This window comes from Rhodococcus sp. MPR-R1B (assembly GCF_058793255.1).
The window spans coordinates 19,432-32,356 of sequence record NZ_JBXAFO010000026.1 but is presented as its reverse complement, the minus strand read 5'-3'; the positions used below and the strand labels follow the sequence as shown (position 1 = coordinate 32,356).

The window sequence follows — 12,925 nt, the reverse complement described above, 5'->3', positions numbered from 1 at the left end:
GCAGAACCGTATCCAGGTGAGCGGGCTACCTCGGCGGTGCCGACATACCTGTGGACAAGTGGAATTTCTCCACAGAAGACAGGTCAGGGGGTTGTGAGGAAGGCGGTGACTCCGCTGGTGACGGCGGACGCATATTCCTGCTGACCGTCCGGGCTCGTCATGCGCGCTGCCTCGTCGGCATTTCGCATGTTGCCGAGTTCGACCAGAATCGACGGCCGCTGCGACAGATTGAGTCCCGTCAGATCGGCGCGTGGTGCCAGCCCGTCGTCACCGATGTAGGTCGACGGGGTGAGCCCGGCGGTGACGAGTGAGTCGCGCATGGTTTCGGCAAAGGCGACGGACGGGCCGGCCTGCACCGTGTTCAGCGGGGGCGCGGAGTAGCAGACGTGGAAGCCCTCGGCTCCGGCTGCTGCGCCGTCCGCGTGAATGCTCACCACTACGTCGGCGCCGGAGGAATTGGCAGCTTCGGCGCGTGCGTCGACGCAAGATCCGACGCTGATGTCGTCCGGTCGACTCAGGACCACTGTGGCGCCTTGGCCTTCGAGTTCGCTCTTGACCAGGCTCGCGACTTCCCAGTTGAAGGTGTGCTCGGGGAACCCGGCATCGGTGTTGGTGCCGGTGGTCTGGCAGTTCTTGGTGCCGCCGCGGCCCGTGGGGACCTGGGTGTTGATGCTGTCGTCGTTCGCCCCGCTGTGCCCGGGATCGAGGAAGACGACCTTGCCGGTGAGCGCAGCGGGGACGTCAGCGGCGACAGTGCTCAGCGGAGACACCTCGACCGAAGTCGTGGCCTCGGCAGTCTCGGTCGGAATCGTGCACGCAGCGCTCAGAAGCCCGGCCCCGACCACGGCGATCAGGGCAGTGGAGCGGAACACACGTGATGCCATGTTTGACCCTCTTGATGGTTTTACGGTGTCTGACTGGTTCCGGCGCACCCGCTCACGGTAGCGCGCACCGACTACGCTGGTGGGGATAACTCTGTAGAAAGGACCGCTCGTGCAACCAGGTGGAGCACCCGACATGTCTGCTCTGTTGGCTCAGGCTCAGCAGATGCAGCAGCAATTGATGGCGGCGCAGCAGGAAATGGCTCAGGCCGAAGTGACCGGTCAGGCCGGTGGCGGACTGGTTGTCGCCACTGTCAAGGGCACCGGCGAGGTTGTCGGTCTGCAGATCGATCCCAAGGTCGTCGACCCCGAAGATGTCGAGACGCTGCAGGATCTGGTGATCGGCGCGATCGAGGACGCTTCGCGCAAGGCACAGGAAGTCGCTGCTGAGAAGCTCGGCCCGTTGGCCGGCGGACTCGGCGGAGGCCTTCCCGGTCTCCCCGGCTTCTAGAAACGAGAACGCGTGTACGAAGGTCCGGTTCAGGATCTGATCGACGAACTCGGGAAGCTTCCCGGAGTCGGGCCGAAGAGCGCTCAACGCATCGCTTTTCACCTGCTCTCCGTGGAGCCTCCCGAGATCGACCGTTTGAAAAATGCATTGCAGCGCATCCGTGACGGCGTTCAGTTCTGCACGGTGTGCGGAACTGTCTCCGATCAGGAGAAGTGCCGCATCTGCGCCGACGCACGTCGCGATCGCACGGTGATCTGCGTCGTGGAGGAACCGAAGGACGTCCAGGCCGTCGAGCGCACCCGTGAGTTCAAGGGTCGCTATCACGTGCTCGGCGGTGCGCTCAATCCGCTCTCGGGGATCGGGCCTGACCAGTTGCGTATCCGGGAGTTGTTGGCTCGCATCGCAAATCAGGAGGACGGCGTCGACGTGTCCGAGGTCATCATCGCCACCGACCCCAACACGGAGGGTGAGGCGACAGCTACCTATCTCGTTCGCATGATGCGAGACATTCCGGGGCTGACGGTGTCTCGGTTGGCTTCGGGTCTTCCGATGGGTGGCGATCTCGAATTCGCAGACGAGTTGACGCTGGGTCGGGCATTGTCCGGCCGTCGTGAATTGTCGCGGAACGCTTGATGAGCGGCACGGAGCAAGGTCAGCAGGTGCGTCGTACGTCCGAGCAGACGCGTGCGCAGATCATCGCGTCGGCCGGGAAAGCATTCGCGACTCGGCCGTACCGCGAAATCACGCTCAAGGACATCGCCGAAGACGCAGGCGTCAGCGCGCCTCTGATCATCAAGTACTTCGGTTCCAAAGAGCAGTTGTACGACGAGTTGGTCGACTTCCGGGCAGCGGCGGTCACGGTCTTCGACGCCCCGAACGACTCGCTCGGCGAGCGCATGGTCTCGCTGTTCACCAAGCCGCTGGAGTCGTACAAGCCGCTGTCCATGAGCTTGTTGTTCATGAGCGGCGTCAGTGAAGAGAGCAACCGCAAGCTGCGCGAGAACTATTCGACGCAGATGATCGACACCCTCGCCGGTCGCCTGTCCGGCCCCGACGCGAGATTGCGCGCGGAACTGGCGATGTCGATGGTGGTCGGAGTGGCGATCATGCGCCGACGGATGATGGCCGGCCATGCCACCGGCACCCAGGACGAGGTGGTTGCGCTGTACGCACCGCTGGTGCAAAAGCTGCTCGACGGGTGAGCGGCGTCACAATTCTTGCTAGGTAAATATCCGTTCACCTAATGTAGGTGAACGGATATTTACCTAGTGAGAACAGGCGGTGTGGGGTGACGACGCTCGACCGTCCGCCGGGCACGCCTGCAGTCACCACCTCCGATGCGGGACTCGCGCAGCCGCGCTCCCGCTTCCTGTTCCCCATCGTTGTCGCCGCCGCAGTGTTCCAGGCTGTTCTGCAGACGGTCATCGTTCCACTGCTGCCGGAGTTGCCGCACTTCACCGGCGCTGGACGCACGGCCGTGTCCTGGCTGGTGACCGTCACGCTGCTGGTCGGCGCTGTCGTCACTCCCATCTTCGGTCGACTCGCCGACATGTTCGGCAAGAAGAAGATGCTTCTGGTTGCTTTCTCGATGATGACTCTCGGCTCGATGTTGTGTGCGCTGTCGTCGGACATCGCTGTCCTCATCTTCGCGAGAGCGTTGCAGGGGGCCGGGTCGGCAGTCATCCCCATCGGAATCTCCATGCTCCGTGACGAATTGCCACGCAACAAGGTCAACGGCGCAGTGGCCATGATGAGTTCGACGCTCGGCGTCGGAACCGCTTTGGGCATACCGTTTTCCGCGATGATCGCGCAGTACTCGAACTGGCACGTCCTGTTCTGGGTAACCACCGCCATCGGGCTGTCCGTGACTCTTGCTGCGGTGCTGTTCATTCGAGAGTCCGAGCCGAATCCGTCGGGAAGATTCGACGGCGTCGGGGCGGTTGGTCTGAGCGCCGCGATGATTGCTCTGCTTGTGCCGATCACTCAGGGGTCGAGTTGGGGGTGGACCAGTGGAGCGGTGATCTCCATGCTGGCCGCGTCGGCGGTGCTGTTCACGCTCTGGGTAATTCAACAGCGGCGCAACGTCAATCCGCTGGTCGACGTCCGTGCTCTCGTGAAACGTGCGGTGTTGATCCCGCATCTGGCGGCTCTGCTGGTCGGGTTCGCGTTTTTCGGGAACACACTGATCACCACACAACTGCTGCAGGGGATGAAGGGGCCGGGTGCCGGGTACGGCCTGTCGATCATCGCGGCAGCGCTCTGCCAGATTCCGGCGAGTATCGCGATGGTGCTGTTCTCACCGGTTGCGGTGCGTATCACCGACCGCTTCGGTTCACGGACCGCGATGTTGACCGGCGCCGTGTTCCTCGCCGGCGGGTACGGGATTCACGCCGTTGCCGGTAAGCCGCTGTGGGGAGTGGTTGCAGCACTGGGTATCACAGCGGTCGGGACTGCCATCGTGTACAGCACGCTCTCGCTGCTGATTCTGGTTGCCGTGCCTCGTCAGCGACTGGCGGCTGCCAACGGGGTGAACTCACTTCTGCGGACGTCCGGAAGCACGATCTGCAGTGCGACGGTGGCAACCATTCTCGCTGCATTCGTGATCAGCGGTTCGGAACATTCCACATCGTGGACCGGATTCTCCGTCGCCTACCTGGTGTGCGCGGGCTGCGCGGTGGTCGTGTTCGCGGTGTCGATCCTGTTGCCGCAGGGACGAACCCCGAAACATCTGGATTTGCCGGATCTGGTCAGGCGACCCTGAATCCCGAGAGGAAGAGCATGATCATCAGATCCGCGAACTCGTCGGTGGTGTACTTCTGGCGATCCGGCCAATGCGTTGTCGACCACAAGGTGTCTCGTACCGATCGATAGAAAATTTCCGGTGCCACGTCTTTGCGGAAGATTCCCTGATCGACGCCTTCGGCAATCGCTTTCATCCAATGCTCGCGGACTTGGCGGGAAGGCCCGTCGACGGATTGCAGGAGATCGTTGTCGCGAAGATAAGCCCGATCGTTCTGGTAGATCGCCGTCGGGTGCGGGTGTAGTTCGATGACGACCAGCGTCTCGCGGATCAAGCCGCGCAGGACTTCCTCGGGGTCGTTTGCCGTCTTCTCCACCTGATCGAAGCGGAGCTGAATGTCGGTGATGAAGCCGCGCATGAGCTCGGCAACTATCGCATTCTTCGACTTGAAGTAGTGGTAGAGGCTGCCCGAGAACACACCGGCGGCGTCGCCGATCTCGCGAACGGTCGTGGTGGCGACACCCTTTCTGGCAAACAGCTCGGCTGAGCTCTCCAGGATCTTCTCCCGACGATCTGGTGATGCCACTGAAATCTCCACTGGTTGTCGGTCCTGCTCAGGGCAGGGTTTCGGGGGTGCCGGGCTGCCGGCGTCGAACGTAGCGCAATCCTGCCCGATAGCTCCGGCTCGAACCAATTCGTCGGTGAGATCGCGTGTTTCCACTTCCGGATTCCTATGCTAGCTTCAGAATCAAGCGCTTGCTCAACTTTCGTTCACGGAGGATTTCAGTGCAGAGCCTGCAGACGCAGTTTCCGAATTTCATCGGCACAGAGGCCGAACCACCCCGCGTCGCCCGCTACGCCGTCAACGAGGCGATGATCCGCAACTGGGTCGAGGCGCACGACGACCGCAACCCGATCTACGTCGACGCCGAGGCCGCCCGCAGTACCGGTCGTCGAGACGTCGTCTGTCCGCCCGCCATGATCTCGACCTGGGTGATGGCGGGTTACCGACGTTATCGGCAGGTCCAGCAACTTCGTGCCGACGGAGTCTCCGAGGACTTCGCCTATTCACGACTGCTGGCGCTGTTGGACGAGGCCGGATACACCTCCGTTGTCGCGACCAACGTCGAGCAGGAGTATTTCGCGGAGCTGAGCCCCGGTGACCACGTCACCGCGCATTTCATCATCGAAGCGATCTCGCCGTTCAAACAGACGGCTCTCGGTCACGGGTGCTTCATCACTCTGTTCAAGAAGTACGTCGACCAGGGCGGAAAGACGCTGGTCGAAGAGCGTTTTCGATTGCTCAGGTTCAAACCAGATGCCCAGACAGATACTCAACTCGAAGTCCAGGAGGTAATCGCATGAGCGAGACTGGCTCCCGCAACACCGCTGTTCCGAGACTGACCGTCACCGACGACAACGATTTCTTCTTCTCTGCGGCCAAAGAGGGTCGCCTCGAGATCCAACGGTGTGCGGATTGCAAGACACTGCGCCACCCACCCGCACCCGCGTGCCCGGAATGCCGCTCGTTCAGTTGGGACACAGTCGAATCCACGCGACGATGCACGCTGCACAGCTTCACGGTCATCCATCACCCGAAGGATCCTGCTTTCGAGTACCCACTCGCCGTCGGACTCGTCGATCTCGAAGAAGGCACGCGTCTGGTTGCCGACATCGCGGGGATCGATCACGAGGAACTCGACTTCGGCATGGAACTCGAAGTGACCTTCTCCGAGCACGCTCACGGCGAGATGCTGCCGCAACTGAGGCGACGGGGTTCGGTGCAATGACGAAATTGATTGACTGCGAAGTGGGTTCGGTCCTCCCCAGCCTCGAATTGCCGTTGGATCGAACGCTGATCGTCGCCACCGCGATCTCTTCTCAGGATTTCGAGGACGTGCATCACGATCCGGGCAAGTCACAGGATCGCGGAACTCCCGACATCTTCATGAGCATCAACACCACCAACGGGCTCATCGACCGCTACATCACCGACTGGTCCGGCCCGGCGTCACGGATCGTCAAAACATCACTACGGCTTGGTGTTCCGAACTTCCCCGGAGACACCATGACATTCACCGGCAAGGTCACCGCCACAGACGGCCGGGCGCTCACCGTGACGGTTCTCGGGAAAAACGCCCGTGGAACACACGTGACGGCCGACGTGACTCTCGAACCGGTGGAAAGGGTAATCGCATGACACGAGGATTTTCGAGGCAAGCAGCCATCGCCGGAATCGGCGCAACCGAGTTCTCCAAGAACTCCGGCCGTAGCGAATGGCAGTTGGCGTGCGAATCCGTGATCGCCGCACTCGACGACGCTCACATCGAGGCAGAAGAGGTGAACGGATTTGCGCTGTTCACCATGGAGAACAATCCTGAGATTGCGGTCGCACGCGCCCTCGGGATCCCGGAATTGACGTTCTTCAGTCGAATTCCACACGGCGGCGGCGGTGCCTGCGCACCGGTTCAACAAGCAGCGCTTGCCGTCTCCAGCGGAGTTGCCGACGTTGTGGTCGTCTACCGTGCCTTCAACGAAAGATCAGGTCACCGATTCGGCGCCGGCCCGCCACCTTTTGCGTACAACGCGTCGACGGACCAGGAGTATCGGAACTGGATCAACCCGTACGGGCTTCTGACCCCGGCGCAGCAGGAAGCCTTCCTCGCCAAGCTGTACATGCACAAGTACGGGGCAACAAGCGCCGACTTCGGCCAGATCTCGGTCCTCTCACGCAAGCATGCGGCGAACAACCCCAAGGCCTGGTTCTACGAACGCCCGATCACTATCGAGGACCATCAGAACTCACGCATGATCGCCGATCCCATCCGCCTGCTCGACTGCTGCCAGGAAAGTGACGGCGGACAGGCGCTGGTGATCGTCAGTGCGGAGCGCGCCCGCGACCTGCCGCACAAACCTGCGGTCATCAGTGGCGCTGCGCAAGGTGTAGGTCCGCAACAGATTTCGATGAGCAGCTACTACCGCGACGACATCGACAGCATGCCGGAAGTCGAACTCGTGGCGCGCCAACTGTGGGACCAGGCCGGTATCGGCCCGGACGACATCGATGCCGCAATTCTCTACGACGCTTTCACCCCGATGGTCCTGCTTCAACTCGAGGAGTACGGATTCTGCGGTCGGGGCGAGGCCAAAGACTTCATCGCCGACGGCAATCTCGAGCTGGACGGTCGCCTGCCGATCAACACCCACGGTGGCCAACTCGGTGAGGGATACATCCACGGCGTCAACGGCATTGCCGAAGGTGTACGCCTGATCCGCGGCACCTCCACCAATCAACCCACCAAAACTCTGGACAACGTGCTCGTGACCGGCGGCTCTCCCGTCCCGCACAGTGCGCTCGTCCTCTCGGCAGATCGCTGAATCTGCCGCCTATTCGAGAAAGCAGGAACAAGATGAGCGAGCGGATCACCTACGCCAGGGCCACCCACGGCGAGGAAGAAATACAGGCTGTTGTCGACGTCTTGCGCAGCGGGCATCAAGGATTGCGCATCGGCAAGAACGTCTTCGAGATGGAAGAACGTATCGCGGCCTTGGCCGGCAAGAAGTTCGGCGTCATGTGCAACTCGGGATCCTCGGGTTTGTACTTGGCAGTCGAGCTGCTTGGACTGCCTGCGGGAAGCGAGATCATCACGTCGCCGTTGACGTTCTCCACCGATATCGCACCGATCGTGCGTGCCGGTCTGGTGCCGGTGTTCGTGGACGTGGAACCCAACACGTTCAACGTCGACGTCACCAAGATCGAGGCAATGGTCACCGAGAAGACCGGTGCCATCCTGATGCCGAACCTCGCCGGCAACTGCCCGGACTGGGACGTCATTCGTGATATCGCTGATCGCCATGGACTCAAGGTGATCGAGGATTCGTGTGACGCGATCGGCGCCACGCTCCGCGGTACTCCCACCGGGTCTCGGGCGGACATCGTCGTCACCAGTTTCTCGATGGCACACATCATCACGTGCGCGGGAACCGGTGGAATGGTGTGCGTCGACGACGAAGCCAGCCGTGACAAGGCTTTGCTGCTTCGCCGCTGGGGCCGTCGTAGCGAGCCGAACCTGTTCGGCAGTACCAAGTCCGGCCGAGTCTTCCGTGAAGAACTCGACGGCGTCGACTACGACAACGACTTCATCTTCGAGCTCATGTCGTGGAACTTCGAGCCCTCCGAACTCGGCGCAGCTTACGGCGTCGTGCAGCTCGACAAGCTGGAACAGAACTACAAGACGCGTAAGGCCACATTTGCGGCCTTCACGACGGCATACGGCGCCCACCCCGAATTCTTCACGACGCCGGTAGAACTCGACGGTCTCGACACGGCGTGGCTGTGTTACCCGGTGATGATCAACGAGAACGCCCCCTTCACGCGCAGCGACCTGCAGGAAGCCATCGAGGCCGACGGCATCGACACCCGAACCGTGTGGAGCGGCAACGTCACTCGTCACCCCATGATGAACAACATCGAATTTCGCCAGCCGGCCGAAGGTTTGCCGGAAGCGGACGCAGTTTTTGCCCGCGGCATGACACTCGGCATGAGCCACGGTTTGCGTGACGACGAAGTTGCTCGGATTGCGGAGAGCATCAATCGCTTCGCCGCGAAGTGGAAGTAGCATGACCGATCGCTTCGAAGGACGCCGAGCGCTTGTCACCGGTTCCAGCCGCGGAATCGGTGCGGGCGTCGCAGAGAGGCTTGCAGCGGAAGGCGCTGACGTCGCTCTCGTGGCCCGGACGCTCGGTGCACACGCAACCCTGCCGGGCAGTCTCGAAGAGACTGCGGCTCGAATTGCCAAGTACGGAAACAAAGTCGAGATAGTTGTCGCAGATCTGACGGACGAGCAGCAGCGCGACACCGTTGTACCGCTGGCGATCGAGAAGCTTGGCGGGACGATCGACATCCTGGTGAACAACGCGGCAGCGGCGATCTATCAGCCGCTCTCGGATTACCCACTGCGGCGGCGACGGTTGATGTTCGAGGCAAATGTCCATGCACCGCTCGATCTGATGCAAGCCGTGGTGCCGGGGATGGTGGCAAACGGACACGGCTGGATCGTGAACGTGTCCAGTGGCACCGTCAAACCGTGGCATGGCCCGCCGTTCACGTGGGTCGAACCGGGAACTGCCATGACCGTGTACGGCGCCTCCAAAGCAGCGCTCAACAGGATGAGCAACGGCATGGGCGTGGAACTCTACGGCCAGGGGGTTCGCGTCAACACGGTTCAACCGCGGGCAGCGGTGCTCAGTGAGGGCGCCAGGGTCCTGGTCGGTGAGACTATCCGGCCGGATCAGGTCGAATCTATGGAAGAAATGGTGGAAGCGGTCACAGCGCTGTGTGATTGCGACACCGAGTTCACCGCGCGCTCGAGCGTCAGCTTGGACCTGATCGACGAGTGGTCCCTGACCGTGCGTGGTCTGGACGGAACGGCATTACCGGAGAACCCGGCATTACGAACCGAGGAGTTGGCATGAAGCCCGTCATCGTGGACGCAGCACGAACGCCGTTCGGCAAGCGTGAGGGTTGGCTGTCCGGAGTCCACGCGGCGGAACTGTTGGGTTATGCGCAGAAAGGCGTGCTGGATCGGGTGGGCGTGGATCCTGGCGCGGTCGACCAGGTCATCGGCGGCTGTGTGACGCCTCTCGGTGAGCAGTTCGGAAACATCGTGCGTACGTCCTGGATGCATGCGGGCCTTCCGTTGAAAGCGGGCTGCACCACGATCGACGCGCAGTGCGGAACCGCGCAGCAATCGGTGCAGTTGATTGCCGGGCAGATTGCCATCGGTGCAGTCGACGTGGGTGTGGCGTGCGGTGTGGAACTGATGTCCCGCGCTCCGTTGACGTACAAGGTGGGTACCGGCCTCGGAACACCACGTCCGGAGTCGTGGTCACTCGATACCGTCGACCAGTACACCGCGGCCGATCGGATTGCTGTCAAGCGCGGTTTCAGCCGCGAGGATCTCGACTCCTTCGGGCTGCGCTCGCAGCAGCGAGCCGCAGCAGCATGGGAGGCAGGACGCTTCGACTCACACATCATCGATGTGGTCGCCCCGGGCTCTGACGTTCCGGTTCATCGGGATCAGGGTCTGCGCGAATCGAGTCTCGAAGGACTCGCGAAACTGCGTACCGTTCAAGAGGGCGGATTGCACACCGCTGGAACGTCTTCGCAGGTCTCGGACGGTGCGAGTGCCGCTCTGCTGATGTCCGAGGATCGAGCCAGGATGCTCGGCGTGCGGCCGCGGGCAAAGATATTGGCGCAGTGCGTCATCGGCGGAGACATCGAGTTCATGCTCGACGGTCCCGTGGACGCGGCAAACATCGTGCTCGGCCGCACCGGTCTGACGATCGACGACATCGACCTGTTCGAGGTCAACGAGGCATTTGCTTCGGTACCGATGTCGTTCGCGCAGGTTCACGGCGTCGATCCCGAATTGCTGAACGTCAACGGTGGTGCAATCGCACTGGGCCATCCGGCCGGTGCAACCGGAATCAGACTGTTGGCCAATGTCATCGACGAACTGGAGCGCCGGGACAAGTCCATCGCACTGATCGCGATCTGCGCGTCCGCCGCAACCACCTGCCTGATTCTCGAACGCATCTGACAAGAACCGAAGATTGAGGAACCTGCCATGGCACTGCCCCTGCTCGAAGATCACCGTGACCTGGCGGAAGCGGTAGCCGCATTCGCGAACCGCTTCGGTGGAATCGCCGACACGCGCAGCAACGTCAAGCGGTACGCCGCCGGTGATCGGCCGGACTCGTGGGATGGATTGGTCCGTCAGGGACTGCACGCAGTGCACCTGCCGGAGCAGTACGGCGGTGACGGGGCAGGTCTTGCCGAACTGGCGGTGGTAGTCGAGCAATTGGGTGATGCGCTTTACCCGGGACCGTACGTTCCGACGGTCATCGCCAGTGGGATCCTCGCAAAAGCTGCCGGCCCGGCTGCGGAATCAATGCTGACCGAATTGGCTGCCGGTGCAACCGGAGCAGTCTGCACCGGCGTGGGATTGCGCGCGGCTCGCAGCGATGCAGGGTGGACCGTGAGCGGTTCTGCCGACCCGGCTCTAGGTCTACCCGGAGCCGATGTCGTTCTCGTGCAAGCGAACAGCGAAGACGGCGAGTTGTGGTTCCGGCTCGAGCAGTCGTCTTCCGCTGCGGTGGAGGTCGAAGACGGAGTGGATCTGACACGCTCGATCGGGACACTGACGTTGACCGACCACAAGGTCGACGCTGGGCTGATCGTCGAAGGTCTCCAGGCGCACCGAGTCGAACTGATCGTCAACACGGTGTTGGCTGCGGAGGCGAGCGGTATCGCCGGGTGGGCGCTACGCACCGCGGTCGACTACGTGAAGTCCCGGCAGCAGTTCGGCCGTCCGGTCGGAAGCTTCCAGGCAGTTCAGCACAAGGCGGCCATGATGCTGGTCCGCTCCGAGATTGCCTGTGCCGCAGCGTGGGACGCGGCTCGGTCCGAAGAGCACGGCGAGGATCAGCACAGACTTGTCTCGGCTCAAGCAGCGTTGGCCGCTTTGCCGGTCGGCATCGAGAACGCCCTCGAATGTGTCACGTTGCTCGGCGGAATCGGATTCACCTGGGAACATGACGCGCATCTGTACTGGCGCCGGGCAATCAGTATCGCTGCGGTGGCGGGTTCCGAGGTGAAGTGGGCACACACGTTGGGAGACCGGTCCGCCGATTCGGAACGGGATTTCTCCTTTGTAGACCCGGACATGCTGCCTGAATTACGAGAGCAGGTTCGCAGGGTTCTGGACGAGGTTGCGCTGCTGCCCGACGACGGAACCACCAGCGCCAGTTGGGCGCCGGCCAAGGGGAGCGCTCGACGCGCCCGATTTGCCGACGCCAAACTGGTAGCCCCGCACTATCGGGCGCCGTACGGGCTGGGAGCAGGACCGAGAGAACAGGCCGTCATCGCACACGAATTCGCGATGCGAGGTTGGGCTCAACCGTCCACGGTGATCGGGGAATGGGTGCTGCCCACGATTCTCGAACACGGCAACGCCGAGCAGCAGGACAGGTTCGTCGAGCCTTCGCTGCGTGCCGACATCATCTGGTGCCAGCTGTTCAGTGAGCCTGGCGCGGGATCAGACCTGGCCGGCCTGAGCACGAAAGCGCGCAAGGTCGACGGTGGCTGGGTCCTGTCGGGTCAGAAAGTGTGGAACTCGGGCGCGCACGAGGCCGATTGGGGAGTATGCCTGGCGCGTTCCGACGCCGACGCTCCGAAACATCGTGGGCTGTCGTACTTCCTGGTCGACATGACCTCGAAAGGTATCGACGTACGTCCGCTGAAACAAGCCACCGGCAAGTCGGAATTCAACGAGGTATTCCTCGACGACGTCTTCGTCCCGGACGACTGCCTGGTGGCCGAACCGGGGCAAGGGTGGAAACTGGCTGCGACAACGCTGTCCAACGAACGCTTGAGCATGGGCAGCACGCTGCACCACGGTTCGAGTCGACTGTTCCGTCAGGTGATTGCCGACGCGAGCCACGACTGCCCCCGCGAAGATGCAGTGGAGGGCCTCGGCCGCAGTCTCTCTCGTGAGTTGGCACTGTCCGCGATGAATCTGCGCGGGGTGTCGGCGCGGCTGGCGGGTCAGGAACCGGGCGCCGAGATCAGCGTGTCGAAGGTGTACAACGCCCTGGCGCAGCGCGAGGGCTCGCGGGACCTGTTGCGACTGCTCGGACCGCGCGCCGCCGTTGTCGACCCGTCGGCGAATTACGCGATAGACCACATCGGACTTCCCTCGATTCTGTTCGGCGGCGGAACCGTCGAAATTCAACTCAACGTCATCGCGCAGCGCGTACTCGGCCTGCCGCGTTCGTAGATCTTAGGAGTTT

The 12,925-nt window shown here is 62.3% G+C and carries 14 protein-coding genes; 12 read left to right on the top strand and 2 right to left on the bottom strand.

Annotated elements, in window-relative coordinates:
• Positions 1 to 83 precede the first annotated feature (83 nt).
• Entirely contained in the window at positions 84 to 884 is an 801-nt protein-coding gene (locus tag AC1Q61_RS26620) for an Rv3717 family N-acetylmuramoyl-L-alanine amidase (protein ID WP_030535716.1), read from the bottom strand.
• A gap of 109 nt (positions 885 to 993) precedes the next feature.
• Between AC1Q61_RS26620 and AC1Q61_RS26615 the strand changes: the two genes are divergently transcribed.
• The 4 genes from AC1Q61_RS26615 to AC1Q61_RS26600 all read left to right on the top strand — a co-directional run bounded on the left by AC1Q61_RS26615 (position 994) and on the right by AC1Q61_RS26600 (position 4,093).
• The gene (locus tag AC1Q61_RS26615) at positions 994 to 1,332 is read left to right on the top strand and encodes a YbaB/EbfC family nucleoid-associated protein (RefSeq protein WP_003943929.1); all 339 of its coding nucleotides are present in this window, start codon (positions 994 to 996) and stop codon (positions 1,330 to 1,332) included.
• 12 nt (positions 1,333 to 1,344) lie between these two features.
• Positions 1,345 to 1,965: a recombination mediator RecR gene (recR, locus tag AC1Q61_RS26610; protein ID WP_003943917.1), complete on the top strand. Its 621-nt coding sequence runs from the start codon at positions 1,345 to 1,347 to the stop codon at positions 1,963 to 1,965.
• Positions 1,965 to 2,534: a TetR/AcrR family transcriptional regulator gene (locus AC1Q61_RS26605; protein ID WP_042447770.1), complete on the top strand. Its 570-nt coding sequence runs from the start codon at positions 1,965 to 1,967 to the stop codon at positions 2,532 to 2,534. Before recR ends, AC1Q61_RS26605 begins: the two co-directional genes overlap by 1 nt.
• An 86-nt stretch (positions 2,535 to 2,620) precedes the next feature.
• The gene (locus AC1Q61_RS26600; RefSeq protein ID WP_007731537.1) at positions 2,621 to 4,093 is read left to right on the top strand and encodes an MFS transporter; all 1,473 of its coding nucleotides are present in this window, start codon (positions 2,621 to 2,623) and stop codon (positions 4,091 to 4,093) included.
• Here AC1Q61_RS26600 and AC1Q61_RS26595 read toward each other — a convergent pair.
• The gene (locus AC1Q61_RS26595; RefSeq protein ID WP_181991975.1) at positions 4,080 to 4,793 is read right to left on the bottom strand and encodes a TetR/AcrR family transcriptional regulator; all 714 of its coding nucleotides are present in this window, start codon (positions 4,791 to 4,793) and stop codon (positions 4,080 to 4,082) included. The genes AC1Q61_RS26600 and AC1Q61_RS26595 overlap by 14 nt on opposite strands.
• Before the next feature lie 65 nt (positions 4,794 to 4,858).
• Here AC1Q61_RS26595 and AC1Q61_RS26590 point away from each other — a divergent pair, with 65 nt between their 5' ends.
• From AC1Q61_RS26590 to AC1Q61_RS26555, 8 genes are read left to right on the top strand one after another with little or no spacing between them, the layout of a single operon-like run.
• Positions 4,859 to 5,437: an FAS1-like dehydratase domain-containing protein gene (locus AC1Q61_RS26590; RefSeq protein ID WP_030535714.1), complete on the top strand. Its 579-nt coding sequence runs from the start codon at positions 4,859 to 4,861 to the stop codon at positions 5,435 to 5,437.
• Positions 5,434 to 5,862, top strand: coding sequence for a Zn-ribbon domain-containing OB-fold protein (locus tag AC1Q61_RS26585; protein WP_030535713.1), 429 nt, complete (start codon positions 5,434 to 5,436; stop codon positions 5,860 to 5,862). The genes AC1Q61_RS26590 and AC1Q61_RS26585 overlap by 4 nt, the downstream gene beginning before the upstream one ends.
• Entirely contained in the window at positions 5,859 to 6,272 is a 414-nt protein-coding gene (locus AC1Q61_RS26580) for a hotdog family protein (RefSeq protein WP_492651246.1), read from the top strand. Before AC1Q61_RS26585 ends, AC1Q61_RS26580 begins: the two co-directional genes overlap by 4 nt.
• A complete protein-coding gene (locus tag AC1Q61_RS26575; protein ID WP_030535711.1) occupies positions 6,269 to 7,450 on the top strand; it encodes a lipid-transfer protein in 1,182 nt (393 codons plus the stop codon). The genes AC1Q61_RS26580 and AC1Q61_RS26575 overlap by 4 nt, the downstream gene beginning before the upstream one ends.
• Positions 7,451 to 7,482: 32 nt before the next feature.
• The gene (locus AC1Q61_RS26570; protein WP_042922800.1) at positions 7,483 to 8,691 is read left to right on the top strand and encodes a DegT/DnrJ/EryC1/StrS family aminotransferase; all 1,209 of its coding nucleotides are present in this window, start codon (positions 7,483 to 7,485) and stop codon (positions 8,689 to 8,691) included.
• A 1-nt stretch (position 8,692) separates the two neighbouring features.
• The gene (locus AC1Q61_RS26565; RefSeq protein WP_042922802.1) at positions 8,693 to 9,547 is read left to right on the top strand and encodes an SDR family NAD(P)-dependent oxidoreductase; all 855 of its coding nucleotides are present in this window, start codon (positions 8,693 to 8,695) and stop codon (positions 9,545 to 9,547) included.
• On the top strand, positions 9,544 to 10,674 hold the full coding sequence (locus AC1Q61_RS26560; protein WP_042922803.1) for a steroid 3-ketoacyl-CoA thiolase: 1,131 nt from the start codon (positions 9,544 to 9,546) through the stop codon (positions 10,672 to 10,674). Before AC1Q61_RS26565 ends, AC1Q61_RS26560 begins: the two co-directional genes overlap by 4 nt.
• 27 nt (positions 10,675 to 10,701) lie before the next feature.
• Positions 10,702 to 12,912, top strand: a complete 2,211-nt coding sequence (locus AC1Q61_RS26555; protein ID WP_215515604.1) for an acyl-CoA dehydrogenase family protein — start codon at positions 10,702 to 10,704, stop codon at positions 12,910 to 12,912.
• Positions 12,913 to 12,925: the final 13 nt, after the last annotated feature.